The sequence below is a fragment of the Pseudarthrobacter sp. SORGH_AS 212 genome (assembly GCF_030818145.1).
Taxonomy (GTDB): Bacteria; Actinomycetota; Actinomycetes; order Actinomycetales; family Micrococcaceae; genus Arthrobacter.
This window is the reverse complement of sequence record NZ_JAUTAA010000001.1, coordinates 3,863,493-3,889,194: the sequence shown is the minus strand read 5'-3', so window position 1 is coordinate 3,889,194 and position 25,702 is coordinate 3,863,493. Positions and strand designations below refer to the sequence as shown.

The 25,702-nt window shown below is 67.1% G+C and carries 22 protein-coding genes and 2 tRNA genes; 5 read left to right on the top strand and 19 right to left on the bottom strand.

The annotated features are described in order from the left end of the window. Positions 1 to 39: 39 nt before the first annotated feature. From QE394_RS17815 to thiL, 3 genes are read right to left on the bottom strand one after another with little or no spacing between them, the layout of a single operon-like run. Positions 40 to 2,313: an ATP-dependent DNA helicase RecG gene (locus tag QE394_RS17815; protein ID WP_056085428.1), complete on the bottom strand. Its 2,274-nt coding sequence runs from the start codon at positions 2,311 to 2,313 to the stop codon at positions 40 to 42. Then, on the bottom strand, positions 2,303 to 3,295 hold the full coding sequence (locus tag QE394_RS17810; RefSeq protein WP_056085315.1) for a DAK2 domain-containing protein: 993 nt from the start codon (positions 3,293 to 3,295) through the stop codon (positions 2,303 to 2,305). Before QE394_RS17810 ends, QE394_RS17815 begins: the two co-directional genes overlap by 11 nt. 22 nt (positions 3,296 to 3,317) lie before the next feature. Beyond that, positions 3,318 to 4,346, bottom strand: coding sequence for a thiamine-phosphate kinase (thiL, locus tag QE394_RS17805; RefSeq protein ID WP_349035170.1), 1,029 nt, complete (start codon positions 4,344 to 4,346; stop codon positions 3,318 to 3,320). A gap of 146 nt (positions 4,347 to 4,492) precedes the next feature. Here thiL and QE394_RS17800 point away from each other — a divergent pair, with 146 nt between their 5' ends. Continuing rightward, the gene (locus QE394_RS17800; protein WP_349035169.1) at positions 4,493 to 4,996 is read left to right on the top strand and encodes a DUF3515 domain-containing protein; all 504 of its coding nucleotides are present in this window, start codon (positions 4,493 to 4,495) and stop codon (positions 4,994 to 4,996) included. A gap of 38 nt (positions 4,997 to 5,034) precedes the next feature. On the opposite strand, the gene QE394_RS17795 is transcribed toward QE394_RS17800, so the two are convergent. The 6 genes from QE394_RS17795 to leuC form a co-directional block, all read right to left on the bottom strand. Next, positions 5,035 to 6,183 (bottom strand): D-alanine--D-alanine ligase family protein, encoded by a 1,149-nt coding sequence (locus QE394_RS17795; RefSeq protein ID WP_056085310.1) that lies wholly within the window; start codon positions 6,181 to 6,183, stop codon positions 5,035 to 5,037. A 2-nt stretch (positions 6,184 to 6,185) separates the two neighbouring features. Further along, a complete protein-coding gene (locus QE394_RS17790; protein ID WP_056085308.1) occupies positions 6,186 to 7,232 on the bottom strand; it encodes an NAD(P)H-dependent glycerol-3-phosphate dehydrogenase in 1,047 nt (348 codons plus the stop codon). Further along, on the bottom strand, positions 7,229 to 8,002 hold the full coding sequence (locus QE394_RS17785; protein WP_056085307.1) for a lysophospholipid acyltransferase family protein: 774 nt from the start codon (positions 8,000 to 8,002) through the stop codon (positions 7,229 to 7,231). The genes QE394_RS17790 and QE394_RS17785 overlap by 4 nt, the downstream gene beginning before the upstream one ends. 9 nt (positions 8,003 to 8,011) lie before the next feature. Further along, on the bottom strand, positions 8,012 to 9,337 hold the full coding sequence (murA, locus tag QE394_RS17780; RefSeq protein WP_056085304.1) for a UDP-N-acetylglucosamine 1-carboxyvinyltransferase: 1,326 nt from the start codon (positions 9,335 to 9,337) through the stop codon (positions 8,012 to 8,014). A gap of 159 nt (positions 9,338 to 9,496) precedes the next feature. Continuing rightward, positions 9,497 to 10,099 (bottom strand): 3-isopropylmalate dehydratase small subunit, encoded by a 603-nt coding sequence (gene leuD / locus QE394_RS17775; RefSeq protein WP_056085303.1) that lies wholly within the window; start codon positions 10,097 to 10,099, stop codon positions 9,497 to 9,499. Positions 10,100 to 10,108: 9 nt separating this feature from the next. After that, on the bottom strand, positions 10,109 to 11,563 hold the full coding sequence (gene leuC, locus QE394_RS17770; RefSeq protein ID WP_261619574.1) for a 3-isopropylmalate dehydratase large subunit: 1,455 nt from the start codon (positions 11,561 to 11,563) through the stop codon (positions 10,109 to 10,111). A 113-nt stretch (positions 11,564 to 11,676) separates the two neighbouring features. Between leuC and QE394_RS17765 the strand changes: the two genes are divergently transcribed. Together QE394_RS17765 and QE394_RS17760 are read left to right on the top strand one after the other, a co-directional pair. Next, entirely contained in the window at positions 11,677 to 12,396 is a 720-nt protein-coding gene (locus QE394_RS17765) for an IclR family transcriptional regulator (protein ID WP_009356552.1), read from the top strand. A gap of 56 nt (positions 12,397 to 12,452) precedes the next feature. Next, positions 12,453 to 13,007 (top strand): DUF1697 domain-containing protein, encoded by a 555-nt coding sequence (locus tag QE394_RS17760; protein ID WP_349035168.1) that lies wholly within the window; start codon positions 12,453 to 12,455, stop codon positions 13,005 to 13,007. A 15-nt stretch (positions 13,008 to 13,022) separates the two neighbouring features. Here QE394_RS17760 and QE394_RS17755 read toward each other — a convergent pair whose 3' ends face one another. From QE394_RS17755 to QE394_RS17720, 8 genes are all read right to left on the bottom strand, one after another. Next, positions 13,023 to 14,636, bottom strand: coding sequence for a GTPase (locus tag QE394_RS17755; RefSeq protein WP_349035167.1), 1,614 nt, complete (start codon positions 14,634 to 14,636; stop codon positions 13,023 to 13,025). Continuing rightward, entirely contained in the window at positions 14,633 to 16,348 is a 1,716-nt protein-coding gene (locus tag QE394_RS17750) for a dynamin family protein (RefSeq protein WP_349035429.1), read from the bottom strand. Before QE394_RS17750 ends, QE394_RS17755 begins: the two co-directional genes overlap by 4 nt. A gap of 151 nt (positions 16,349 to 16,499) precedes the next feature. Next, positions 16,500 to 16,575 (bottom strand) — tRNA-Glu (locus tag QE394_RS17745). A gap of 127 nt (positions 16,576 to 16,702) precedes the next feature. Further along, positions 16,703 to 16,774, bottom strand: a tRNA-Gln gene (locus QE394_RS17740). A 493-nt stretch (positions 16,775 to 17,267) separates the two neighbouring features. Continuing rightward, positions 17,268 to 18,014 (bottom strand): HAD family hydrolase, encoded by a 747-nt coding sequence (locus QE394_RS17735; RefSeq protein ID WP_056085297.1) that lies wholly within the window; start codon positions 18,012 to 18,014, stop codon positions 17,268 to 17,270. Next, a complete protein-coding gene (gene gltX / locus QE394_RS17730; protein ID WP_268157198.1) occupies positions 18,014 to 19,528 on the bottom strand; it encodes a glutamate--tRNA ligase in 1,515 nt (504 codons plus the stop codon). Before gltX ends, QE394_RS17735 begins: the two co-directional genes overlap by 1 nt. 50 nt (positions 19,529 to 19,578) lie before the next feature. Beyond that, entirely contained in the window at positions 19,579 to 20,355 is a 777-nt protein-coding gene (locus QE394_RS17725) for a fumarylacetoacetate hydrolase family protein (protein ID WP_056085293.1), read from the bottom strand. A gap of 3 nt (positions 20,356 to 20,358) precedes the next feature. Next, positions 20,359 to 21,186 (bottom strand): MBL fold metallo-hydrolase, encoded by an 828-nt coding sequence (locus tag QE394_RS17720; RefSeq protein ID WP_056085291.1) that lies wholly within the window; start codon positions 21,184 to 21,186, stop codon positions 20,359 to 20,361. Between the two features lie 119 nt (positions 21,187 to 21,305). Between QE394_RS17720 and QE394_RS17715 the strand changes: the two genes are divergently transcribed. Next, on the top strand, positions 21,306 to 21,899 hold the full coding sequence (locus QE394_RS17715; protein ID WP_056085289.1) for a hypothetical protein: 594 nt from the start codon (positions 21,306 to 21,308) through the stop codon (positions 21,897 to 21,899). 185 nt (positions 21,900 to 22,084) lie between these two features. On the opposite strand, the gene QE394_RS17710 is transcribed toward QE394_RS17715, so the two are convergent. Further along, the gene (locus tag QE394_RS17710; RefSeq protein WP_056085287.1) at positions 22,085 to 23,197 is read right to left on the bottom strand and encodes a branched-chain amino acid aminotransferase; all 1,113 of its coding nucleotides are present in this window, start codon (positions 23,195 to 23,197) and stop codon (positions 22,085 to 22,087) included. Positions 23,198 to 23,301: 104 nt separating this feature from the next. Continuing rightward, positions 23,302 to 24,354, bottom strand: coding sequence for a 3-isopropylmalate dehydrogenase (locus QE394_RS17705; RefSeq protein ID WP_015937447.1), 1,053 nt, complete (start codon positions 24,352 to 24,354; stop codon positions 23,302 to 23,304). A 152-nt stretch (positions 24,355 to 24,506) separates the two neighbouring features. Here QE394_RS17705 and QE394_RS17700 point away from each other — a divergent pair, with 152 nt between their 5' ends. Beyond that, positions 24,507 to 25,700, top strand: a complete 1,194-nt coding sequence (locus QE394_RS17700) for a histidine kinase (protein WP_349035166.1) — start codon at positions 24,507 to 24,509, stop codon at positions 25,698 to 25,700. Positions 25,701 to 25,702 lie beyond the last annotated feature (2 nt).

The window sequence follows — 25,702 nt, the reverse complement described above, 5'->3', positions numbered from 1 at the left end:
TGTCCGGCCGCAGTCCTGCTGCTTCCGGCAGGGTCCTTGCTAACCGCGTTCAAGGAACGCCTCCTTTTCGGGGTTGAGGTATCTGTCGATGGCATCCGCCAGCTCAGGGTGGGCGGCGAGGGACGGATCGCCGGTGACGATCTCCTGGGCATCGGAACGGGCCTGGGCAATGATGTCCTCATGCTCCAGGACGCGGAGTAGCCTGAGTGTGGACCGGCCGCCGGACTGGGAGGCGCCCAGGATGTCGCCCTCCCGGCGCAGCTTGAGGTCCTCCTGCGAGAGGACGAAACCGTCGGTTGTGGCGGCTACCGCGTCAAGCCGCCGCCGGCTGGGGTGTCCGCGTTCCAGCGAAGTGACCAGGAGACAGGTCCCGGGAAGCCCGCCCCGGCCAACCCGTCCGCGAAGCTGGTGCAACTGGGAGATGCCGAACCGGTCGGCGTCCAGGATGACCATCATCGTTGCGTTATGGACGTCCACGCCCACCTCGATCACGGTGGTGGAAACGAGCAGTTTGACGGAGTTGGCCGCGAAGCCTGCCATGGTGGCCGACTTGAGGTCCGGGTCCTGGCGTCCGTGCAGCGGGGCCACAGGCACGCCGGCGATGGATGGTTCGTCCTGCAGCTGCTCGACGACGGCTGTCACGGAGGCAAGTTCCCGCCCGTTCTCCTCAAGGTCGGCGGCGGCCGGCTCCGCTTCGCCCGGGCTGAAGTCGCCGTCGTCGTCGGTGCCGATCTTGGGGCAGACAACGTAGACCTGGTGGCCGGCATCAATTTCCTCACGGGCCCGGGCCCAGATCCGTCCGGCCCAGCCCGGGTTCTCCGCCAGGCCGACCAGATGGGTTGAAATGGGGGCACGGCCCTTGGGAAGTTCGTCCAGGGTGGAGGTTTCAAGGTCGCCAAAGACGGTCATGGCCACGGTGCGCGGGATAGGCGTAGCGGTCATCACCAACAGGTGCGGAGGTTTCCTGGCCTTGGCCCGCAGGGCATCGCGCTGCTCCACGCCAAAGCGGTGCTGCTCGTCCACCACGATCAGCCCCAGATCGTAGAAGGACACGTTGTCGCTCAACAATGCGTGGGTACCTATGACGATCCCCGCTGTCCCTGACGCGGCGTCCAGCAGGGCCTGCCTGCGGGCGGCGGTAGGCATGGAACCGGTCAGCAGGGTAACCTGCACCGCTTCCCCGTCCGTGCCGCCAAACGCGCCGAGCAGCCCATCCCTGGACAGCGGGCCGAGGGTCCGGCGAATGGAGTCGAAGTGCTGGGCGGCAAGGACCTCTGTTGGAGCCAGCAGGGCGGCCTGGCCTCCGGCGTCCACCACCTGCAGCATGGCCCGCAGCGCCACGACGGTTTTACCCGAACCTACTTCGCCCTGCAGCAAACGGTTCATCGGGTGGTCCGCGGCGAGCCCCGCCGCCAGGGTTCTTCCGACGGCGGCCTGGCCGTCGGTGAGCGTGAAGGGCAGGTTGCGGTCGAATGCGGCCAGCAGGCCGTCCGGGACCGGCCGCCTCGCTGTTGCTTCCTCAGCAGCCAGCTGGGACCGCCGCCTGGCCAGGGCAGACTGCAGCACCAGCGCCTCCTGGTAGCGGAACCGGTGGCGTGCGCGTTGCCAGTCCGCCGCCGTTTCCGGCTCATGGATCAGCCGGTAAGCCTCCGCGAGCGGCAGGAATTCCTCCCGCTCGGTGACGGTCCCCGGAACCGGATCCGGCAGTGCGCCGAGGTCAACAGTTTCGAGCAGGGTGGCGATGACCTTTTGGATTTTCCAGCTGGGCAGCTTTGCCGTGGCCGGGTACACGGGAATGGGCATGGCCGCGAGTTTCTCCGGGTCATCGCCGCCGGCTGTGAAGGGGTCCGAGTCCAATACCTGGAAATCGGGGTTGGTCAGGCCGAGGGATCCCTTGAAACTGGTGACCTTGCCTGAGAACAACGCCCGGCGGCCGGGCAGCAGTTCGCTCTTTGCCCGGAAGGCGTTGAAGAAGGTGATTTTCAGGGTCCCGGGGGCTTTGCCGTGGAAATCGTTACCGCCGACCAGTTTCACGCCGTTCCTGCCGTCATCGTCCGAGATAACGACGTCGGTGATGGATCCCTTGCGCGCCTGCATGGAGCGGGTATTGCTCGAGAGGACCCGCGCGATCAGGGTTACTTCTTCGTCACGCGGCAGTTCATTGATGGGCGTCAGTTCGCCACGTGTCATGTAACGCCGCGGGAAATAGTTGAGCAGGCCCTCAACCGTGGTGATGTTGAGGTGTTTTTCGATAACCCCCGCTGAACGCTTGCCGATGCGGCGTTCCAGGGCCAGGCCGGGCTCAGCGTTCATGCCCACCGGAGTCCACTGCCTCCTGAAGCGCCTGGCTCCGGTGGCCGGACGTGTCAGACAGGGCGCTGATGGACATGTCAGTGGGCGTACCCAGGGTGCGGATCAGTTCCACGGCCGGACCCGGCGTGGGGACGTGCACGTGGACCCGCCACCGGTAGGTGCCGTCGCCGGCTTCCCCACCGCCCAGCTGGCTCATGATGACCGAATCGCCCAGCTCGTCCAGGTGCTGCCGGAGCGTGGCTGCATCCAGGGGCGAAAGGCTGATGGTGCACATGACCTCCACGCCTTCGTCCACCGGCATGCTGGTGTGGATGTGGGGGTCCTGGACGTTGTAGCCGTGAAGGTCATCGAGCAGCGTACCCTGCAGCTCCTCGCCCAGGACCACGGAGCGGAGGCAGTCCAGGATTAACAGCAGCCCCACGCCGCCGGCATCCACCACCTTGGCTGCCTGCAGGGCATCGAGCTGGTCCTCCGTGGAGACGACGGCGGCCAATGCCGCGGCAACCGCGGCGTCCAGCGTCACCCCGAGGGCGTGGTTACTGTCATCTCCGGGATGCAGGGCGTCGATCTCTCCGGCCGCCAGGGATGCGGCTTCCATGACGGAAAGCATAGTGCCGGGCACGGGATCGCTCAGGGCGGTCCAGGCACGGATCTGGGCCCGGTGCAGGGCTGTTGCCAGCAGGGCCGAGCTGAGGCGCTGCTGGCCTGCCAGGGGTTCCGCCGCCGCGCAGAGGAAGACGGAGAACAGCGTCCCGGAGTTGCCCCGCGCTTTTTCCAGCGCCGCCTGGCCCGCGTGGGTAAGGACGGCGCCGACGTCCGTGACTGACGGGTCCAGCCCGTCCAGGGCATCGGAGGCTGCACGGACCGTGAGGTAGAGGTTGGTGCCGGTGTCGCCGTCAGCGACAGGGAAGATATTGATGGCGTTGAGGCGGTCACTGTGGTTGCCCAGCGCGGTTTCCGCTTTGTTGAGCCACCGCCTCATAGCCTGGGCATTGGCGGCGATCTTAGTCTGCAAAGTGGTCCCATCCCCCGGTGTCCGCGGCCCGGCCCGCAATCGTCACGCGCGGACCTTCGTCGATTCCCAGTGCTTGTATCGAGCCTATCGCAGTGAATCCGGGAGGAAGCTGAACGTCCGGCGGGAAGGTGGCGAGCAATCCATGGTCCTCTCCTCCACCCAGCAACCACGTCCCGGCATCCGTCTGCAGCAGGGCCGCGGCCGGTTCCAGGGCAGCGGCCAGCAGGTCCAGGCTGTCCGGGTCGAGGTCTACGGAGACGCCGCTGGCCAATGCAATCCGGTGTCCATCCCGCAGCAGGCCATCCGAGACGTCCAGCATTGCGGTGGCGCCTGCTGCCCGTGCTGCGGGCCCGGCGCCGAGCGGCGGCACGGGACGGCATTGGAGGTCCACCAGGTTGCGCTGCTGCGGATCCAGCCGCCCTACATGGACCGAGGACTCCAGGAGGGCCAGGCCCGCAGCGGCGCGGCCCGCCGTACCTGCCAGGGCAAGGACGTCCCCCGGCCTGGCGCCAGAGCGGAGGACTGGCTGCCCGCCGTCGAGCGTGCCGAGCACTGCTACGGTCACGGATATTTCCCGGCCCCGTCCCAGGTCGCCGCCCGCCACCGAACAGCCTGACGCTCCCAGTTCCCGGATCCCGGCGGTGAGGCCGTCGGCCAGCTGCTCCACCCAGGCCACAGGTGTGTCCGGCGGCAACGTGAGGCTTACCACCATGGAGGTGGCCCGGGCACCCATGGCGTTGATGTCGCTGAGGTTCTGGGCCGCCGCCTTCCAGCCGACGTCAAAGCCTGTGGTGCAGTATCCGTTGGGCCAGGCGAGGCGGAAGTCCTGGTCCTGGACCTGGGTGTCGATGCTGATGACCGTCCTGGCGTCCGGCGCGCTGATGATGGCGGCGTCGTCACCGGGGCCAAGGAGGGTGGCGGCGGAATGCCCTGCGTCCATCGCCAGGCGGGGGAAGATCCGTGCCAGCAGTTCGGCCTCGGAGAGGACGGCAACCACCGGAGAATCTGCTTCAGTCATAGGCTTTTCAGGCACCCCACTACGCTACAGCGCGGCACTGACATTCCCGGCAGGGCAAGTGTGACCGGAGCTTGGGTGAGCTGCCGGGTGTTCCGGAGGGGTACTGCGGTGTCCGGAACACTCCGTTCCGGCGATAGGCTTGGACCATGCCCCGCCGCCACCTGTCCCTGCCCCGCCGCGCTGCCAGGACGGCGCTTATGGGGGCCATGGTGGCCCTCCCGCTGGCAGGCTGCTCCCCCGCCGTCGACGTTACCGCCGCCCAGGACGCCGCCAACCCTGCCTGCGCGCCCATGATGGTGGCCCTCCCGGACACCATTGGTGAGGCAACGCTGCGGCAGACCAACAGCCAGGCCACCGCGGCCTGGGGTGATCCCTCGCTGGTGATCCTGCGCTGCGGCGTGAACGTTCCTGGCCCCACCACGGACCGCTGCGTCACGGTCAACGGCATTGACTGGGTCATCAAGGAGGGCGATCCGGTGTGGACGCTCACCACCTATGGCCGCGAACCCGCCACCGAAATCCTGATGGACCCGGACAAGATCAGCTCCGCTACAGTGCTGGCCGACCTCGCCACGGCCGCGGGCAAGGTGGCGGCCAGCCGCAACTGCGTAGGCCAGCAGGAACTGCAGGACCTGCCCCAGAGCCAGTAGATAGGCTTCGGCACGCCCAGCCTCCGGGGAAGCGCAGCTCAGCGCAGTCCGGTCTTCCGGTTCAGGGCCAGGTGGATCAGTTCGTCGATCAGATCGGCATAGCCGAGCCCGGACGCAGCCCACATCTGCGGGTACATACTCTTGGGCGTGAACCCGGGCATCGTGTTGATCTCGTTGATGATCAGGTCGCCGTCGGGCGTGTAGAAGAAGTCAACGCGGCTCAGGCCTTCGGCGCCGACAGCATCGAACGCTGCGGCGGCGAGGTCGCGCACCCTGGCGATGGCTTCATCAGGAATGTCTGCCGGGCAGCTCAGCGACGCGGCGTCGTCCTCGACGTACTTGGCGTTGAAGTCGTAGAACTCGTGGCCGCCGCCGGCCACGGAAATCTCGCCGGGCATGGAGGTCCGGGGAGCATCCGTCCCACGGCCTTCCAGCACGGCGCATTCGATTTCCCGGCCGACGATGCCGGCTTCGATGACCAGTTTGAGGTCGTGCCGGCGCGCTTCCTCGATGGCTGCATCCAGCCCTTCCAGCGAGTCCACCTTGGAGATGCCCATGGAGGAACCCGCCCGTGCGGGCTTAACGAACACGGGGAACCCCAGCCGGTCGACCTGCTTCCGGACAGCCTCGGGATCCTTCTGCCATTGCCTGTCGGTAACGGCGACATAGGGCCCCACATGGAGGCCCGCCGACTCGAAGACAACCTTCATGAAGTGCTTGTCCATGCCCACGGCCGAAGCCAGGACCCCGGCGCCGACGTACCGGGTATCCGAGAGTTCCAGGAGCCCCTGGATGGTTCCGTCTTCACCGAAGGGCCCGTGGAGGAGGGGAAAGACCACGTCCACCGTGCCCAGTTCCTGCGGAACTTCGTTGGGGGCAGCCACGATCAGCTGGTGCTCCCCCCCAATCTCGGCCAGCGTGACAGTCTGGTCGGAGGGTGCGACCTCAGGCAGCGCCGTGCCGGCAAGGGACCACTGGGCAGTATCACCGCTGGCCAGTACCCACTGGCCCGATTTCGCGATCCCAATGGGGATGACCTCGTACTTGTCCTTGTTAATGGCGCCGAGTACTCCGGCGGCGGTAACACAGCTGACGGCGTGCTCGCTGGACCGGCCGCCGAACAGGACCGCTACCCGCGGTTTGGGTCGCCCGGCCGGCTCCCCTGACGTCAGGTTGTTGTGGGACATCGTCAGTCATCACCTTCAGGTTTGAGTTCGCGGGACAGCAGGACAGGTCCCAGTTGGTCAACGGACAGCTTGCCGGCCAGCACCGCCACAACGGCGGCGGTGATGGGCATCTCCACACCCAGCTTGCCCGCCAGTTCATGCACGGCCTGGCCGGATTTGATGCCTTCGGCCGTCTGCGTCATCTTCTGGCCCACCTCCTCCAGCGTGAGGCCCTGGCCCAGCAGCCTTCCCGCGGTGTGGTTACGGGACAGCGGCGATGAGCAGGTGGCCACGAGGTCGCCCAGGCCGGCAAGCCCGGCCATGGTTTTGGCTTCACCGCCGAGGGCAAGGGCGAGGCGGGATGTTTCAGCCAGGCCGCGGGTGATGACGGAGGCCTTGGTGTTGTCCCCCATCTCTTTGCCCTCGCAGATACCGACTGCCAGAGCAATGACGTTCTTGACGATCCCGCCGATCTCCACGCCCACCACGTCAGACGTGGTGTAGGGACGGAAATACGGCGCGGTGCAGCTGCGCGCCAGCCAGCCGGCGACGGCGGAATCGGCGCAGGCGACCACCGAGGCGGTGGGCTCCTCGCGCGCAATTTCCATGGCCAGGTTGGGACCGGAGACGACGGCGATCCTGCCGGTATCGAGGCCGAGCTCCTCGCTGATGACCTGGCTCATGCGCGCGTCGGTGCCGAGCTCGAGGCCCTTCATGAGCGAGACCACCACAGCCTCGGGGTCGATCAGGTGGCGCCACTCCCGCAGTTGCGGACGCAACGACTGGGCGGGGACGGCAAGGACCACGAGGTCAGCCCCGTGGAGCACGTCCGCGACGTCGGTGGACGCCGTGATGCTGGCCGGCAGCGGCACGTCCTTAAGGTACTGGTGGTTGCGGTGGCTGTTGTTGATCTGCTCAACCACTTCCCCGCGGCGGCCCCACAGCCTGATCCCACGCGGGGTACCCGCCGCCGCGGCGGCGTCGGCCAGGATCTTTGCGAAGGTTGTTCCCCAGGAACCGGCGCCCAGGACGGCGACGGAGCGGGCTGAACCCGCCAGGTTCAGGGTCACGGCGCGTCCGGCCCGTTGCCGGGATGCTGCCCGCCGCGCTCCATGAAACGCCCGTGCTTGGACTGCTGCTTCCGTGCCGGATCCCAGCGCTCGGCGGGCGGTTCCTCACCCCTCAGGCCGGCGAGGAGGCCGGTGATGGCATCCATGATGGCTTCGGTGGCTTCGGCCAGCGTGGCCTTGTCCATCGGCCGGCCGGCAAACGCGCTGAGGTCCACCGGATCACCGATGACAACCCTGGATGTCTTGCGGGGAAAGATGTGGAACCTCTTCCCATAGCGCGGAAAAACTTCGTGGGCTCCCCAGTGGGCGATCGGGACCACCGGGATGCCGCCTTCGAGTGCGAGCCGTGCTGCTCCCGTGTGGCCTTTCATCGGCCACAGGTCCGGGTCACGGGTGAGGGTGCCTTCGGGGTAGATGATGATGGCGCCGCCCTCCGCCACGATTTCCTGGGCCACCTGCAGCGACCGGTTCGCGCCCGCCGTCGAACGTTCCACCGGGACCTGCTTGGTGGCGTGCAGGAGCCAGCCGAGTGCGGGAACCTTGAACAGGCCCGCCTTGGCGAGGAAATGCGGGGCGCGCTTCTGGTTGTACAGCATGTGCCCCACCACCAGCGGATCGATCTCAGTGCAGTGGTTGGGTGCGGCGATGAATCCGCCGGCGGGAAGCTTTTCAATGCCTTCCCATTTTTTGCCCATCATCAGGTTCAACAGCGGCCGGGCAATGCCGGCGATGAACACGAATGTGGCCCTGCTCTTGGCAGATTCCTTCACGGCAGCCCGCTACTTCGCGGCAGTGATGTCGAAATCGGCACCCAGCCCGGCCAGCTTCTCGGTGAAGCGCTCGTAGCCGCGGTTGATGATGTCGATGCCCGTCACCCGCGAGACGCCGGTGGCGGCCAGTGCGGCGATGAGGTGGCTGAACCCGCCGCGCAGGTCCGGCACGTCAATATCGGTGCCCTTGAGTTGGGTGGGCCCGGAGATGACCGCCGAGTGCAGGAAGTTGCGCTGCCCGAACCGGCACGGAACGCTGCCAAGGCACTCCCGGTGGACCTGGATGCTGGCGCCCATCCGGATGAGCGCGTCGGTGAAGCCGAAGCGGTTCTCATAGACGGTTTCGTGGACGATCGAGACGCCCTCGGCCTGGGTCAGCGCCACCACCAGCGGCTGCTGCCAGTCGGTCATGAACCCGGGGTGCACGTCGGTTTCGAGCACCAGGGGGTTCAGCTTCCCGCCGGGGTGGTAGAAACGGATGCCGTCCTCACCGATGTCCATGCCGCCGCCCACCTTGCGGTAGGTGTTCAGGAAGGTCATCATGTCGCGCTGGGAAGCGCCCTCGACGAAGATGTCGCCGCGCGTGACCAGGGCAGCGGAGGCCCAGGACGCCGACTCATTGCGGTCGGAGAGGGCCCGGTGGTTGTAGCCGCCGAGGTCGCGGACGCCCTCGATGCGGATGGTGCGGTCGGTCTGGACGCTGATGATGGCGCCCATCTTCTGCAGCACGGCGATGAGGTCGATGATCTCCGGCTCCGTGGCGGCACCGCTCAGTTCGGTGATGCCCTCGGCGCGGGTGGCGCTCAGCAGTACCTGCTCGGTGGCGCCCACGGACGGGTAGGGCAAGGAGATCTTGGCACCGTGCAGGCCCTTGGGGGCAGAAATATGGATCCCGCCCGGGCGCTTTTCCACCACGGCGCCGAACTGGCGGAGCACGTCCAGGTGGTAGTCGATGGGGCGGTCGCCGATCTTGCAGCCGCCAAGGTCGGGGATGAATGCTTCGCCAATGGCGTGGATCAAGGGACCGCACAGCAGGATGGGGATCCTGGAGTCCCCGGCGTGGGCATCAATGGCCGTGCTGGACGCCGTCTTCGCTGCCTTCGGATCGAGGGTCAGGTCCCCGTTGACCGGGTCCTTCTCCACCGTCACGCCATGGAGCTGCAGGAGCGAGGTGACAACCTCCACGTCCTTGATCTCCGGAACGTTCCGCAACACCGACGGTTCGTTGCCCAGCAACGCCGCCACCATCGCCTTGGGGACAAGGTTCTTGGCCCCCCGGACGGTGACGCGGCCCGTAAGCGGGACTCCGCCGCGGATTGTCAGAACACTACTCATATACCGGTTTCCTCACGATTACTCGCCCCCAAATCCTTGCAAAGGCTCCACCCAAGCATAGGAGGTCGCGTTACCGAACCGAAATACGCACGCTCCTTGGCCGAGGCGTGGCGGCGAAGTATGTCGCCCCGCGCAGGGCCAAGGAGCAGAGCGCTGGCGCTAGGAAACCTTGGCAGGCAGGGTCTTGGGCTTGAAAGAGGGGCGGGTTGCCTCGTAGGCGGTGATATCCGCCTCATGCTGCAGCGTGAGCCCGATGTCGTCCAGGCCTTCGAGCAGGCGCCAGCGGGTGTAGTCGTCAATTTCGAAGGGGGCCACAATGTTGCCGCACACCACGGTCTTCGACTCCAGGTCCACTGTCACCTGGGTTCCCGGCGCGTTTTCCAGTTCCTTCCAGATCAGCTCGATGTCGTCCTGGGCCACCTGGGCGGCCAGCAGTCCCTGCTTGCCCGAGTTGCCGCGGAAGATGTCAGCGAACCGGGAGGAGAGCACTGCCTTGAAGCCGTAGTCCTTCAGTGCCCACACGGCATGCTCGCGGGAGGACCCGGTGCCGAAGTCGGGCCCGGCCACCAGGACGGAGCCGGCGTTGAACGGCTCCTGGTTCAGGATGAAGGAGGAGTCCTTGCGCCAGGCCGAGAACAGGGCGTCCTCGAAGCCGGTGCGGGTGATGCGCTTGAGGTACACCGCGGGGATGATCTGGTCCGTGTCGACGTTGCTCTGGCGCAGCGGAACGCCGATGCCGGTGTGCTTGGTGAACTTTTCCATGGTTGCGTCCTAGGCTGCGTCGGTGCGGATGGCGGCGGATTCGGGGGCAGGATCAAGGTCCGACGGCGAGCTGAGCGTGCCGCGGACGGCCGTGGCCGCTGCCACCACCGGGGATACCAAATGGGTGCGGCCGCCCTTGCCCTGGCGGCCCTCGAAGTTGCGGTTCGAGGTGGAGGCGCACCGCTCCCCCGGTTCCAGCTGGTCCGGGTTCATGCCCAGGCACATGGAGCAGCCGGCGAAGCGCCATTCGGCGCCGAAGTCCTTGAAGACCCGGTCAAGGCCCTCAGCCTCCGCTTCGAGGCGGACGCGTGCAGAGCCCGGCACCACGAGCATGCGGACCTTCGGATCCTTTTCGCGGCCGCGGATGATGTCCGCGGCGGCCCGGAGGTCCTCGATGCGGGAGTTGGTGCAGGAACCGAGGAACACGGTGTCCACCCGGATGTCCTTCATTGGCGTGCCGGCTTCCAGCCCCATGTACTGCAGGGCGCGTTCCGCGGCGGCCTTGGCGTTTTCGTCGCCGAAGTCCCCGGGGAACGGAACAGCCTGGGACAGGGACACGCCCTGGCCGGGGTTGGTGCCCCAGGTGACGAACGGCTCCAGCGTGTCGGCGTCGAGGTCCACCTCGACATCGAAGGTGGCGTCGTCGTCGGTCTTCAGCGTGTTCCAGTACTCGACGGCGGCATCCCAGTCCGCCCCTTCGGGGGCGTGCGGGCGGCCCTGCATGTAGGCGTAGGTGGTTTCGTCCGGCGCCACCATGCCGGCGCGGGCGCCGGCCTCGATGGACATGTTGCAAATGGTCATGCGGGCATCCATGGACAGGGCGCGGATGGCGGATCCACGGTATTCCAGGACGTAGCCCTGGCCTCCGCCGGTACCGATCTTGGCGATGACCGCCAGGATGATGTCTTTGGCCGTGACGCCGGGGCGCAGGGTGCCCTCAACGTTGATGGCCATGGTCTTGAACGGCTTCAGGGACAGGGTCTGGGTGGCCATGACGTGCTCCACCTCGGAGGTGCCGATGCCCATGGCCAGCGCTCCGAAAGCGCCGTGCGTGGAGGTGTGCGAGTCGCCGCAGACCACCGTCATGCCGGGCTGGGTGAGGCCCAGCTGCGGACCCACCACGTGGACGATGCCCTGTTCGGCGTCACCGAGGCTGTGCAGGCGGACACCGAACTCCGCGCAATTGTTGCGCAGCGTCTGGATCTGGGTCCGGCTGGTGAGGTCGGCGATAGGCTTGTCGATGTCCAGCGTGGGAGTGTTGTGGTCCTCCGTGGCGATGGTCAGGTCCGGGCGGCGCAGCGGGCGGCCTGCCAGGCGCAGGCCCTCGAAGGCCTGCGGGGACGTGACCTCGTGCACCAGGTGAAGGTCGATGAAGAGAAGGTCGGGCTGGGCGTTGGCACCTACGCCGTCGCCTTTGCGCACCACGTGCGCGTCCCAGACTTTCTCGGCCAATGTCTTTGCCATGGCCATCTCCCTTCACTGCTGTTTGGCTGAATGCTTCAACTGAAGCAGGACGGCTCCGCACTGCGCCAGCCGAAAGATTTGCATCTCAGATAATGAGACGGCAATATCATTACATGGACAATTCTAGTGGAGTCGGCGTCATTGATAAAGCAGCACAGGTGCTTGACGCGCTCGAGGCCGGCCCCACCACGCTGGCACAGCTCGTAGCGGCCACCGGACTGGCCCGTCCCACTGTCCACCGCCTCGCCCTCGCGCTGGTCCACCACCGGCTGGTAAGCCGTGACATCCAGGGCAGGTTCGTGCTCGGCAGCCGGCTGGTTGAACTGGCATCGGCCGCCGGCGAGGACCGCCTCATCGCTTCTGCCGGCCCCGTCCTGATGCAGCTTCGGGACGCCACGGGCGAGAGCGCACAGATCTTCCGCCGCCAGGGCGACTGGCGGGTCTGCGTGGCATCGGCCGAGCGCCCCATCGGCCTGCGCGACACCATTCCTGTCGGTACCCAGTTGTCCATGAAGGCCGGCTCCGCCGCCCAGGTCCTGCTTGCCTGGGAAGACCACGACCGCCTGCTTGAGGGCCTGCAGTCGGCGCGCTTCACGCCCACCGTCCTCGCAGGAGTACGACGGCGGGGCTGGGGCCAGAGCCTTGGTGAACGCGAGCCGGGGGTCGCCTCGGTCTCGGCGCCGGTGCGCGGACCGTCCGGCCGCGTCATTGCCGCCGTATCGATCTCCGGCCCCATCGAGCGGCTTACCCGCCAACCCGGGAGGTTGCACGCTGAAGTGGTCTGCAACGCCGGCCGCATCCTCACCGAAGCGCTGCGCAAGAACAACGACTGACCGCCGTCGGGCCAAGCCCGCACCCAACCCGCCCTCCGGCGGTTAGGCTGTGGCCCATGGGCAGCTACGCAGTATTTCTCCGCGGCATCAACGTGGGCGGCATCAACATCAAAATGGCGGACCTTCGGGATGCGCTGAAGAGCAGCGGCTTCGCGGACGCCAAGACACTGCTGGCCAGTGGCAACGTGGTCCTTGCCAGCGGACTGGACGCCGCCGGCGTGAAACGGGAGTGCGAGAAGGCCTTGCGCGCCGCGTTCGGCTACGAGGCCTGGGTGGTGGTCCTGCCGGCCGGCAGGGTGGTTGATCTGGTGGCGGCGTGCCCGTATCCGGAGGACGACAAGTCCACGCATTCGTACATCACGCTGTCCTCCGACCACGCAGTCCTGGACGACCTGGACGCTGCGGGCCGGGCCCTCGGGGGCGGACACAAGCAACACCGGCTTGGCCCGGAAGCCCTCGCCTGGCTCGCGCCGGCCGGCGGAACCCTGGACAGCCCATTCAGCAAGATTTCGTCCAAGGCCAGATTTAAGGTGGCGACCACTACCCGCAACCTGCGCACCATGATCAAGGTGCGGGACGCTGCTGCCGGACTGGAAGCCGCCGGCACCTAGGGATGAGCCCCTCCCCTAGCCCGCCGCCACCTTCAGTGCCGCGTTAAACGCCGCAAGCCTGCTGACTTCTACCTCAACGGGCTCCACTACAAGATTCCGCGCAACACCGCCCACAGCCGCCTCCAGCCGTTTCCGTGCCCCCGATGCCCGTGCCGCGGCGGCTCCTGCGGCGATAAAGCGGCCGGCCAGGGCCAGCACAATCCCCAGCACCACGCCGACGGCGGCCATCAGGGTGGGCACCGGCCACCCTTCCACCCGTGGCGGCTCCGGCGCCGGCATCTGGAAGTACTGCAGTGCCGCGAGGCCGCCCAGCCAGCCGAGGCCACCGAGGACGGTCAGCAGCGCCAGCCACTGGACCACATTGAAGACGCCCCACCACCAGGATTTCCTGTTGGCCCCGAGGTCGGTTCCGGCGATGGCCTGGTCCAGGGCATCCGGAAGCCGCTCCCGGCCCTCGCGGGCTGCGCTTCGGATGGCGGCCCGCCAGGGACCGGGCGCGCCGGCGCTGGCGGCGTCGGCGAACTCCCTGACGGCTGAGTCGGTGCGCGCCCGCTGGGGGGCACTGGCGGGCGGAAGCGAAGTGCGGTTGAGTTCCGCCGGAGCGTCCCTGCGGAGGTTGAGCCTGCGCAAGGGGTCGGGCCGGAACCGCGAAAGCCATCGGGTCGCGGGCCAGCCCGTCCGACGGACTGATTCCAGGCGGTAGGAACGGGCCACAGCAGTGACAACCACCGGCACGTTGGCTGCCGCCGCCAGTTCCGCGCCCAGCCTGGCCGTCGTTTGGTGCCGGACGCCGGCGGCTTCGCCGTCTCCGGATGCCTCCCGCAGTTCCCTGGAAGCTTTCGCGACGTCGGCCTCCAGCCGCTGCGAGCGGGCCTTTCGCTGCACCACCACGCTCCTGATCGCAGCACGCACGCCGTCCACGCCCTGGCCGGTCAGCGCGGAGGCGGCAAGGACCTTTACTTTCCCCAGCCCCTCGGCAGCAAGGATCCCGCGAAGGGATTCCAGGACCGGCGGCACGTCGTGGGCCGGAAGCCTGTCCACCTGGTTGAGGACCACCAGGGTGACGGCGCCGTGCGAGGCCAGCGGGGCGAGGAAATCCTGGTGGACCGCTGCATCCGCGTACTTTTGCGGGTCGAGCACCCAGACGAGGACATCCACCAGTCCCACCATGCGCTGCACCACTTCACGGTTGGCCGCGCGGGTGGAGTCGAAATCCGGCAGGTCCAGCAGGATCAGGCCGGTGTCTTCGCCCGCAAAACCTTCCACAGGACCTGCGTGATGCCTGTTGCGGACATCAAGCCAGTCCAGGAGCGGTTCACTGCCGTCCACTCCCCATACCCCCGCCAGCGGCTCCGACGTGGTGGGGCGGCGCGCCGCCGTCGTCGCGATGTTACCGCCGCTCACGGCGTTGAACAGCGAGGACTTTCCGCTTCCGGTAGCACCGAAGAACCCCACCACGGTGTGCTCCGCGGACAGGGAGCGGCGGGATCCGGCGCGCTCCAGGACCTGGAAAACCTCCTCCAGCTGCGCGTCCGGAAGGACACCACCGGCCAGCTGTCTCGCGTCATTCAGGGCTTCCAGGCGCCGGTCCAGCCGCGATGATTCCCGGGCGCCGCTGTGCCGGCTCACGCGGCGCCCGCCAGGCGGGCCAATGCATCGGCTTGGCTGTCCAGTACACCGGCCGCCATCGTGTCTGCCGCCGGGAGCCGGACCAGGAACCTTTGCTGTTCCTCCTCGAGGAGCCGCTGGCAGCGGGCAGCCAGGTCCGTCCGTGCCTTTTCAGCCATCCGGCGCACAGCGTCTTCACCGAACACGGCCTCGAGCAGGCGCTGGCCCACGACTGCGGTTCCGCCTGCTACGCCGACCTCCAGCCCTGTCAGGCCCGCTGTCATAGAGAAAACAACGATCATCAGTGCAGCACCCAGCCCGTTGATGCCGAAGGAGAGCCACCGGGCCTGGGTCCGCTTTCCCTGGCCCTCCGTGCGGATAAGTTCCATCAGCGCCTCCTGCCAGGCTCGGATCTCCTGGGCCGCCCGGTCCGCGAAACCGGGACCGGTCCCCGAGAGGTCGTCCGTTCCCAACAGTTGCCGGCCGGCGGGGTCGGACCGCCAACGGTGGTCGGTTTCCTCTGCGGCGTTTGCTGCCTCATCGACAATGACGGCCTGCAGGCCCGTTTCGATGGCCGCTTCGACCTTGATGGCCGGCGGTGGTTCACCCCGGAAGAAGGCCCCCAACCGGTCGCGGAAGCGGCCCACGTTCTGCTCGAGTGTCCGGAAGAACTCACCGGTGCCCACAAAGTCCTGCCAGCGGGCCAGCACTTCCCCGCGGAGGAGGGCGCCGTCGCGCGTGGCGTCGAGGATCCGGCTGCCCGCGTCCCGGTAGGCGGCATCAACGCCGGCCTCAAGCGCAGCTGCAGCGCGCTGCTGCTCTGCAGCGGATGCGGAGATCGCTGCAACCCGGCCGGCCAGTGCCCGGACCGCACCGTTCAGGGTGCGGCGCGCGACGCCGGCCCGGCCTGCGGCGTCAGCGGCGAGGCCGGTGAGCCAGTTCCGCAGCGGGAGGACAGCGCCGGCGGGCAGCATGCCCAACGGATCCAGCGTGGACTCAGGGATGACAAAGAGCTGGGCACCGGCCAGGCCCTCGCCGTCGAGGAGTCGCCGCAGGTCCTCGCTGACTTCTTCCTCCGCGCCCGCCGGCACCCTGTCCAGGACCACCGCCACCATGATGTCCCTCGCCGCCGCATCCAGGAGCAGCCGCCAGGGGACGGCGTCGGCGTACCTGTTGGCGGTGGTGACGAAGATCCACAGGTCCGCGGCTGCGAGCAGCTGGCCGGCCAGCTTCCGGTTGTCATCGGAGATGGAATCGACGTCGGGGGCGTCAAGGAGCGCAATGCCCGCCGGAACGGCGTCATCGGCGAGCAGGACCAGCGAGGTGACGGCAGCAGCGTCGGGTCCCGTCACCGTTTGGGCCGCAGGGGCAGGTCCGGCAGACAGCGCACCTCGGATCCGGCCCAGGCCCGGCAGGACCCGGCTGCCCTCGAACCAGGCGGCTTCGGCAGGATGGTGAAGGAGGATCGGCTGGCGGGTGGTCGGGCGGATGGCACCCGAGCGGGTGACAGGATGGCCGGCCAGGGCATTAACCAGGGTCGACTTCCCGGCACCGGTCGACCCGCCGACGACGGCAAGCAGCGGGGCGTCGAGGCTGCGGTAGCGGGGAAGGATGTAGTCGTCGAGCTGGGCCACACCGGCGGCGGCGTCACGCCGCCCCTGCTCGGCCCCAGGCAGGGCCAGGGGCAGTGCCACGTCCGCCAGGGTGCCGCGGACCTGGTCAAGCAGGGTCACGGCTGCCGTGTTTTGCTGCTCCTGCCGGTCCGTGTGGCGTTTCTCGTTCGGTGAGGTCACAGCAACATCATGCCAGCTGAGAGCGAAGGAAGAATTGAATATGGCCGGAAAAACAGAATGGTCCCGGGCATATTGCCCGGGACCATTTCTTTGGTGACCCCAGCGGGATTCGAACCCGCGTTACCGCCGTGAGAGGGCAGCGTACTAGGCCGCTATACGATGGGGCCAAGTAACTTTTTTGGCGTTTCCGCCGTTCAAGCTCAGTGATTGTTTCATACACTTTGCTTTAGTTTCAAATCGGCGAACCGGTTGAAACTGCCTGGCGTGAAGACCTAGAACATCTCCAAACCAGAGCTGGGATACCAGGACTCGAACCTAGAATGACGGTACCAGAAACCGTAGTGTTGCCAATTACACCATATCCCAATGGAACTTTCGGGCCCGGCCTTCAAGGCCTTAGCCTTGCTCCGTGCGCCTCAGCACGAGAAAATACTCTACCCGAGACTTTCGGCTCGCACAAATCGAGGCAGCCAGACCTTCCGCCGCGCCCGAAGCTGCCCCGGAAAATCCCACGGGCGCTGTCCAGGTCAGGGACGGCTCAGCCGAATTGGAGGACGGGACATAGACACTGAACAGTGGCGCTGGGGCCCTCCAATCCGGGGCCGGTGAGATCTACTCCGCGGTCCGGGACAACTTTGCTGACGGCGCCGGGCAATTGGCGGCAGGAACCGGCCGCCTCGCTGCTGCCGCAGGACAGTTGGACACCGGTGCGGGCACCCTCAACAAGCTTGCCGAGGGCGGCCTCAGGCCCTGCTCGGGGGCAGCCCAGCTCACTGCGGGTGGCGGCTGGCTCGACTCGGGGCAGCTGCGCTCAGCGACAGCGCAGGCGCGGACCGGCCGCACTGACCCGGCAATACTCCTAGTGGAAGAGCGGGAGCAATTCCGCCAGCGTGGACACCGCGGCACCAGAGAAATGCGCCGCGGTTTCCGCGTTCCGGTTCAGCCATACGCCCTGCAGCCCGGCCGCCGTCGAGCCCTCCGCATCGAGCAACCTGTTGTCGCCCACGTAAAGGGTTTCGGAGGCTGCCGTACCCAGGAGCCGGACACCTTCGAGGTAGATCGCCGGGTTGGGCTTGGCCACCCCCAGGGTGTCGGTGCCCACGAGGTGCGCCACCCGTTCCAGGCCTGCGCCGTCCAGTTTCGCCCGCTGGTAGTCATGGACGTTGTTACTGACGGCCCCGTACGGGATCCCTGCCCGGTCCAGGACATCGAGCAGCGGCAGGACGTCCGGGAACGGCTTTACGTAGGACGGCTGCTTCTGGATGTAGGCGGTCAGCCACTGGTGCGATTCCTCGCCGTCGGCCAGTTCGATGCCGAAGTGTCCCAGCGCAGCCCGGCCGCGCAGGAGGCGCTGCTCGTTGAACGTCAGCTCCCCCGCAAGGTACTGGTCGTAATAGTGCGTGGTCTCGTGGGTGAAGATGCGGCCGAACCGCTCCCACCCGGACTGGTCGAGGCCGGGCAGGAGATGCTCGCTGACCTCCCGCAATGCAGTGGTCATGGAGTATTCGAGATCCACGAGGGTGTCGTCGATATCGAACAGGACGCCCCGGACGGTACCCGCCTGGGCCTCCAGGATGCCGCCGGCAGCGGAACTGGCCACAGCCATCAGCCGCGGAAAGCCTGAAGCCTGCGGAGTGAGGCATCCTTGCCCAGGATCACCATCGACTCGAACAGCGGCGGCGAGATGCGGCGGCCGGACACGGCGGTGCGGACCGGTCCGAAGGCCAGGCGCGGCTTCAGTCCAAGGTCTTCGACGAGGGCCTGCTTGAGGGCTGCCTGGATGGTCTCCGGAGTCCAGTCCGCGATGGGCTCAAGGGCGCCGATCGCTGCGTCAAGGACTTCGGCCAGGTTTTCCGGCAGGCCCTTGCGCGCGTCGTCGGCAACGTCAATGGCGTCATCGGCCTTGAACAGGAAGGCGATCATTTCCGGCGCCTCGCCCAGCAGGGTGATGCGCTCCTGTATCAGGGGTGCGGCTTCGGTGACGATCTGTTCTTCACGGTCGGTCAGGATCTCCCCCACCAGTCCGGCTTCACGCAGGTAGTGCGCCACCCGGTTCCGGAAATCCTCCGGGGCAAGCATCCGCACATGCGTGCCGTTGATGGCTTCGGCCTTCTTCAGGTCGAAGCGCGCGGGGTTGGCCAGGACATCGTGAATGTCGAAGTTCTCCACCAGCTGCTCCACGGTGAAGATGTCCTCGTCGGCGCTGAGGGACCAGCCCAGCAGGGACAGGTAGTTCAGCAGGCCCTCCGGGATGAAGCCCCGCTCGCGGTGCAGGAAGAGGCTGGACTCGGGATCGCGCTTGGACAGCTTCTTGTTGCCCTGGCCCATGACATAGGGCAGATGGCCGAATTCGGGCATGTACTCAGCAACACCCACTGCGTGCAGCGCGCGGTAGAGGGCAATCTGCCGCGGGGTGGAGCTAAGCAGGTCTTCGCCGCGGAGCACGTGGGTGATGCCCATCAGCGCGTCGTCCACCGGGTTGACCAGGGTGTACAGCGGGTGGCCGTTGGCCCGCACCACTGCGAAGTCGGGAACCGAACCGGCGCGGAAGGTAATCTCGCCGCGGACCAGGTCGGTGAAGGTGAGGTCCTCGTCGGGCATCCGGAGGCGGAGGACGGCCTGGCGGCCCTCTGCCCTGTACTGGGCCAGCTGCTCCTCCGTCAGGTGCCGGTCGTACCCGTCGTAGCCGAGCTTGGGGTCACGGCCGGCGGCACGGTGGCGGGCCTCAATCTCGTCCGGTGTGGAGTACGACTCGTAGATGAAGCCGCCCTCATGCAGCCGCTTGATGACGTCCTGGTAGATGTCACTGCGCTGCGACTGCCGGTAGGGTTCGTGCGGGCCGCCCACCTCGACGCCCTCGTCCCAGTCGATGCCGAGCCACTTCAGCGCATCCAGCAGCTGGTGGTAGCTCTCCTCGCTGTCCCGCGCCGCATCCGTGTCCTCGATGCGGAACACCAGGGTGCCCTTGGTGTGCCGTGCGTAAGCCCAGTTGAACAGGGCGGTACGGATCAGGCCCACGTGCGGAGTGCCGGTGGGTGAGGGGCAGAAACGGACCCGGACGGGTGTTTCCGCGGTAACAGGCGGGATGGAGGCGGCAGGCGACGAAGAAGCGATAGTCATAGTGGCTTCAACTTTACCGTCTGGCGCCTGCCGCCATCGCGGCCTGTCCCTTAGCGGCGGACGATCGGGTTGGACAGCCGGCCGATGCCTTCAATTTCCACTTCATACCGGTCACCGGCGGTGACCAGTCCGACGCCGGCAGGAGTGCCGGTCATGATCACGTCACCGGGCAGCAGGGTGAACGCCTGGGAGACGATGGACACCAGTTCCCGGACGCCGCGGATCATCTGGTTGGTGTTGCCGTCCTGCCGCATTTCGCCGTTGAGCCTGCCCTGGATCTGCAGGTCCTCGGTGTCCAGCTCCGTTTCGATCCACGGGCCAAGCGGCGCGGAGGTATCGAACCCCTTGGCACGGGTCCACTGCAGGTCGGTCTTCTGGACGTCGCGGGCCGTGAGGTCGTTGCCGCAGGTGTAACCGAAGATGACGTCGTCGACGCGGTCCTCCGGGACGTCCTTGCAGATCCGGCCGATGACGACGCACAGCTCTGCCTCGAAGGAGATCTCATCGGAGAACTCCGGCAGTACGACGGGATCGTTCGGGCCGACGACGGCCGTATTCGGCTTCAGGAACAGCAGCGGCTGGGCAGGCACGTCGTTGCCGAGCTCATGGGCGTGCTCCACGAAGTTACGGCCGACGCCGATCACCTTGCTGCGCGGGATAATCGGGGCCAGCAGCCGGACGTCCTCCAGCTTGTGGCGGACCGACGTGCGCTCCACGCCGTTGAAGAACGGGTCACCCTGGATGACAGTAATCTCCTCACTGCCGGCGTCACCTTCAACTACGCCGTACAGGGGATCGGAATCAACGACAAACCTCGCAATACGCATGGTTCATACCCTACCGTTTCCCCGGTGGGCCCCCGCATTGCCGGACTCCTCCCGCAGGTAGTGCAGCTGCGCGGCCACGGACATCTCGGCCGCGCGCCTGACGGAAGGTCCGACGTCGGAATAGACGGCGTCCGCCACGTCGCCGACGGACGCGTCGCGGCCCAGCCGGTCCAGGGCTTCGCGGATCTGGGCCAGGCGTTCATGGCGGTGCGTACGGTAACCACGGACAACCTCTGCCAGGGCGGGCAGGACAGGTCCGTGGGCCGGCAGGACCGTTGCCGGCCCCATGGCCTCAAGCCGGTCCAGGGTGGCCAGGTAGTCCCCCAGCGTCCCGTCGGGATAGTCAAGCATGGTGGTTCCCCTGCCCAGGATGGTATCCCCCGTCAGGACGGACCCGTCCGGCCCATCGCCGGGCAAGTGGAAGCACACCGAATCGGAGGTGTGGCCCGGAGTTGCCAAAACGGTCAGATCGAGCCCCGCGGCGCGGACCACCTCGCCGTCCAGCAACGGCGCTCCCCCACCATGGCAGTGTGCGGGATCGGCGGCGCGGACGGGCGCGCCGGTCAGTTCGTGCAGCCGCGCCGAACCGGCCGTATGGTCGGCGTGCCGGTGGGTAATGAGGACCAGTTCGACGGCGCCCGCGCGCGCCAGCGCCAGAAGGTGGGCTTCATCGTCCGGTCCGGGGTCCACCACCACCGCGCCGGGGCTGCCGGGAGCGGCAAGGACATAGGAGTTGGTCCCGTCCAGGCTCATCGGCCCGGGATTGGGAGCAAGGATGAACCGGGTCAGGTCGGAACTGCGCTGCAGGGTGGCGGCTGGATCGGGAGTCACTGCCCCATCCTCGCACCCATGGACCGGGCCCGCCGGATCAGGGGCCGGAATAGATCGAACACCCCTGCGGGTTGACCACACATGACGCCCCACCCCTCACCAGGAAGCCGGATACATTCATGACCAGCGCACCCACCCTTGCAGAACTCATCGCCAACGCGGAAGCGGACGGCCACGACCACTCCGCCACTGAGAAGAGCACCGGGCTCCTGCACCTCCACAACCATGCGGCAGGTTCCGTGGTCTGGTTTCCCACCTGGAAGACATTCCGCGGGACGGCCGACTGGAGCGAAGCAGTGGAAACCGCCGGCGCAGAACTCACCACGTCGGATGCAGCAGACGCACAGGCGGCCGGGATCCTGGCCGGCGAACTTGAGGAACTGCTGAAGAGTGCCGCTGTGTCAGGTGACGCCGCAGCTTTCGCCAGTGAAAACCTCACCCGGCACCTGACCCGTACCTGGGCGCTGGGTGACGCAGCCGCCAGGGCCACGGGCAGGGATCCGTTCACCGCCGGAGCCATCCCCGCGGCCTTTGAGGGCTACCCCTACGAGGTGTATGCCCAGGACGGCGGCGTCTTTGCCTCGTCGCTGTTCAACGACATCATCGACGCCCGGCGCCACCACGCACTGGCTGAAGAGGCCGCCAGAAAGGCCCTGAAGCCCGTCTCCCGCAAAGCCCAGAAGAACGCTGCGCGCAAGGCAGCCCGGCGCTGACCGCCGTCGTACGCCCTGCTCCGACCCGCGCGAGCAGCGTTCCGAAGCCCTTTTCGCGAAACCCGGCCTCGGCGGTTCTGATACGCGGACAAGCCAAAGACCGGCACCGGGCTTAAGCGCAAACGGCGCCTGCATGGACCGAAGTCCGGCAGGCGCCGTCGAGCGTTTCCAACCCGTCAGCCCGCTCAGGCTAGGCGGGTCAGCCAGCCGTGGGTGTCCGGAACGGTGCCGGTCTGGATGCCCAGCAGCTTCTCGCGGATGGCCATGGTGGTTTCGCCGGCCTTGGCGTCCTCCGAGCCGATGAATTCCGTGGCGTCCTTGAGGACCCCGATGGGCGTGATGACGGCCGCGGTACCGCAGGCAAAGACCTCTGTGATCTCACCGGAGGCTACGCCGTCGCGCCATTCATCGAGGGTGATCTTGCGCTCGGTGACGTCCCGGCCCATGTCCTTGGCCACCTGGATGACGGACATCCGGGTGACGCCTTCCAGGATGGTGCCGGTCAGGGCTGGCGTGACCAGGGAGCCGTCCTTCATGACGAAGAAGACATTCATGCCGCCGAGTTCTTCCACGGCGTCGTCGTTGAAGTGGTCAAGGAAGAGGACCTGCTTGCAGCCGTTGGCTTCCGCTTCCTGCTGGGCGATCAGGGAAGCAGCGTAGTTGCCGCCGCACTTCGCGTCGCCCGTTCCGCCGCGCCCGGCACGGGCGTATTCGCGTGAGATCCAGATGGAGACCGGCTTGAGCTCGCCGCCAAAGTAGTTGCCGGCAGGCGAAGCGATAACCCGGAAGGAGACCTCGCGTGCGGCGCGGACGCCGAGGAACGCCTCGGTGGCGATCATGAACGGCCGCAGGTATAGGGCTTCGCCGTCACCATTGGGAACCCAGTCCTTGTCCGCGGCCACAAGCTCGCGGATGGCGCCGAGGAAGTACTCCGCGGGCAGTTCGGGCAGGGCAAGCCGGCGTGCGGACTTGTTCAGCCGGGCCGCGTTGGCCTCCGGACGGAACGTCCAGACGGAACCGTCGGCGTGGCGGTAGGCCTTCAGCCCTTCGAAGATCTCCTGGCCGTAGTGGAAGACGGCGGCAGAAGGATCCAGGACGATGGGTCCGTAGGCTTCGACCCGGGGGTCGTGCCACCCGCCGTTACCGTCCGCGTCCACGCTGTAGTCGACGACGGCGGTGTGGTCGGTGAAGTAGTTGCCGAATCCCGGGTTCGCCAGGATGGCTTCACGCTGTTCTGCGGTCTTCGGGTTCGCCGAAGGCTGCAGGCTGAATTCGACGCCATGGGCAGTCTGGGTCATGGTTCCTCCACGATCGGCCGCCGGGGGTTCAGCGCTGAACGGAGGTGGCGGCATTTGGTAATTCGAGACAAGCTTACGCCCGATGCCGGTGGCTCCGGCGCGGGTCAGAGTCCGGCGGCGATGGCGTCGCCGACGGCGGTGGTGCTGCGGGCGGTGCCGTCGCGCTTTTCGACGTCGGCCACTACCGCGGCTTCGATCTTCCGGGCCGCTTCGGCGTAGCCAAGGTGGTCCAGCAGGAGCGCGGCGGAGAGGATGGCCGCCGTCGGATCGGCCTTGCCCTGGCCGGCGATATCCGGCGCGGAACCGTGGACGGGTTCGAACATGGAGGGCGCCGTGCGGTCCATGTTGATGTTCCCGCTGGCGGCCAGTCCGATGCCGCCGGTGATGGCGGCAGCCAGGTCCGTGAGGATGTCACCGAAAAGGTTGTCGGTGACGATGACGTCGAAGCGGGACGGATCGGTAACCATGAAAATGGTGGCGGCGTCCACGTGCAGGTAGTCGTGGGTGACCTCCGGGAACTCCTGGGCCACGGCCTCGACAGTGCGCTTCCAGAGGTGCCCGGCGAAAACCAGGACGTTGTGCTTGTGGACCAGGGTGACGTGCTTGCGTTCGCGGGCGCTGGCGCGGCGGAAGGCATCGCGGACCACGCGCTCCACGCCGTGGGCGGTGTTCAGGGACACCTCGGTGGCCACTTCGTGCGGGGTGCCGGCGCGCAGGCTGCCGCCGTTGCCCACGTAGGGTCCTTCGGTTCCTTCGCGGACCACGATGAAATCAATGGTGCCCGGGTTAGCGAGGGGACTGCCGACTGTGCCGTACAGCCGTGACGGGCGCAGGTTGACGTAGTGGTCGAGGCTGAACCGCAGTTTCAGGAGCATCTCGCGCTCGATGATGCCGGACGGGATGCGGGTGTCACCGGGGGCTGCCCCGACAGCGCCGAACAGGATGGCATCGCGGGTCCGCAGGTCCGCGAGGACCTCGTCCGGCAAGGTCTCGCCGGTGGCCAGCCAGTGCTCGGCACCAAGCTTGTAGTGCGTCTGCTTGAGCTCCACTCCCTCCGCGGCCACAGCCTTTTCCAGCACTTTGACTGCCTCGGCAATGACTTCAGGGCCGATGCCGTCGCCGGGAATTACTGCAAGGTCAATGGAGGATGCGCTCATATTTTCAGGGTAGCCAAAACATCCATATGCTGGTCAACATGTCTCAGTATTCAGACACGACCGTGCCTTGTGCCTCCCGGGCGGACCCTCCGGAAGCGAGATCAGCCTCCGGTATGAGGCGTCGTCAGGCCCCAACAGCATAGAGTTCCCGGGTGGAACGACGGCACAAGCTCTATCAGTGGCTCCGGGTCAACACCTTCCGGGTGGACCTGGCGCTCATGTTTGCGGTCCTGGTTTTCTGCGGCCCGGTCTATCTCCTCGCCGACAGGCCAGGCCACTTCGTCCTGTCCAGCGCACTGGTGGTTCCGCTGGCCTGGCGGCGGACCAGCCCGGTCCGCGCCGCAGCAGCCATCGTGCTCGCTTGCCTTGCGCTGTGGGCCGCCGGGCTTGAGCCGCTGGCGGGCCTGGTGGCCGTTCCGCTGATCATCTACGCCGTTGCCGCCTACGGTCCCGTCTGGGCCAGCCGCTCCGTGCTTGGCCTGGGCCTGCTCGGCGGGGTGCTCCTGACCAGCCGCAACCTCAGCAGCACCGCCGAAACCGGAGTCCTTGGCCTGACCATCAGCGCGGTGTATACGGTGCTGATCTGGATGCTGGTCCTGTTCAGCTGGACCCTGGGCGACCTGACCCGGGTGCGGCGCCAGCAGCTCCAGACCCTGTCAGACCGTGCCCGCAGGCTCGAGATCGAACAACAGCAGGAACGGTCACTCGCCGCCGCCGATGAACGCGCCCACATCGCCCGGGAAATGCACGACATTGTGGCCCATTCCCTCTCGGTGATCATCACCCAGTCTGACGGCGCCAGGTATGCCGCCGCGGCCAACCCTTCGGTTGCCACCGAGACTTTGGCCACTGTCGCCGCCACAGCCCGGACCTCACTGGCGGAAATGCGGCGCCTGCTGGGCGTGCTGCGGCACGGCGATGAGGCCGCCACCCGTCCGCTGCCCGGGTTGTCAGACGTGGACGAGCTGTTCCTCGGCTTCCGGGCGGCAGGCCTTCCCCTGGCCTTTGAACAGCAAGGCTCCCCGCGCCGGGTTCTTCCGCCCGGTGCCGAACTCACCGCCTACCGGGTGCTCCAGGAGGCGCTCACCAACGTCCTTAAGCACGCAGGGCCCCGGGCCACCGCCAGTGCCGCCATCCGTTGGCAGCAGCGGGGCCTGCAGATAGAGGTGTACGACGACGGCCGGGGCGCCTCCGCGGACCACGCCGGCGACGCTGCGGAATACGGCGGCAACGGCCTGCGCGGAATGCGGGAGCGAATCAACCTCTACGATGGTTCGTTGGCGGCCGGACCGGCCGCGGGCGGGGGCTTCCTGGTCTCGGCTTTCCTCCCGTACACAGAGGCATGAGC

What these genes read in the sequence shown, in the direction of transcription:
- QE394_RS17815 (WP_056085428.1), bottom strand. Translation starts at nt 2,313, where the DNA reads ATGAACGCTGAGCCCGGCCTGGCCCTGGAACGCCGCATCGGCAAGCGT.
- QE394_RS17810 (WP_056085315.1), bottom strand. Translation starts at nt 3,295, where the DNA reads ATGAGGCGGTGGCTCAACAAAGCGGAAACCGCGCTGGGCAACCACAGT.
- thiL (WP_349035170.1), bottom strand. Translation starts at nt 4,346, where the DNA reads ATGACTGAAGCAGATTCTCCGGTGGTTGCCGTCCTCTCCGAGGCCGAA.
- QE394_RS17800 (WP_349035169.1), top strand. Translation starts at nt 4,493, where the DNA reads ATGCCCCGCCGCCACCTGTCCCTGCCCCGCCGCGCTGCCAGGACGGCG.
- QE394_RS17795 (WP_056085310.1), bottom strand. Translation starts at nt 6,183, where the DNA reads ATGTCCCACAACAACCTGACGTCAGGGGAGCCGGCCGGGCGACCCAAA.
- murA (WP_056085304.1), bottom strand. Translation starts at nt 9,337, where the DNA reads ATGAGTAGTGTTCTGACAATCCGCGGCGGAGTCCCGCTTACGGGCCGC.
- leuD (WP_056085303.1), bottom strand. Translation starts at nt 10,099, where the DNA reads ATGGAAAAGTTCACCAAGCACACCGGCATCGGCGTTCCGCTGCGCCAG.
- leuC (WP_261619574.1), bottom strand. Translation starts at nt 11,563, where the DNA reads ATGGCAAAGACATTGGCCGAGAAAGTCTGGGACGCGCACGTGGTGCGC.
- QE394_RS17765 (WP_009356552.1), top strand. Translation starts at nt 11,677, where the DNA reads ATGGACAATTCTAGTGGAGTCGGCGTCATTGATAAAGCAGCACAGGTG.
- QE394_RS17760 (WP_349035168.1), top strand. Translation starts at nt 12,453, where the DNA reads ATGGGCAGCTACGCAGTATTTCTCCGCGGCATCAACGTGGGCGGCATC.
- QE394_RS17735 (WP_056085297.1), bottom strand. Translation starts at nt 18,014, where the DNA reads ATGGCTGTGGCCAGTTCCGCTGCCGGCGGCATCCTGGAGGCCCAGGCG.
- gltX (WP_268157198.1), bottom strand. Translation starts at nt 19,528, where the DNA reads ATGACTATCGCTTCTTCGTCGCCTGCCGCCTCCATCCCGCCTGTTACC.
- QE394_RS17725 (WP_056085293.1), bottom strand. Translation starts at nt 20,355, where the DNA reads ATGCGTATTGCGAGGTTTGTCGTTGATTCCGATCCCCTGTACGGCGTA.
- QE394_RS17715 (WP_056085289.1), top strand. Translation starts at nt 21,306, where the DNA reads ATGACCAGCGCACCCACCCTTGCAGAACTCATCGCCAACGCGGAAGCG.
- QE394_RS17710 (WP_056085287.1), bottom strand. Translation starts at nt 23,197, where the DNA reads ATGACCCAGACTGCCCATGGCGTCGAATTCAGCCTGCAGCCTTCGGCG.
- QE394_RS17705 (WP_015937447.1), bottom strand. Translation starts at nt 24,354, where the DNA reads ATGAGCGCATCCTCCATTGACCTTGCAGTAATTCCCGGCGACGGCATC.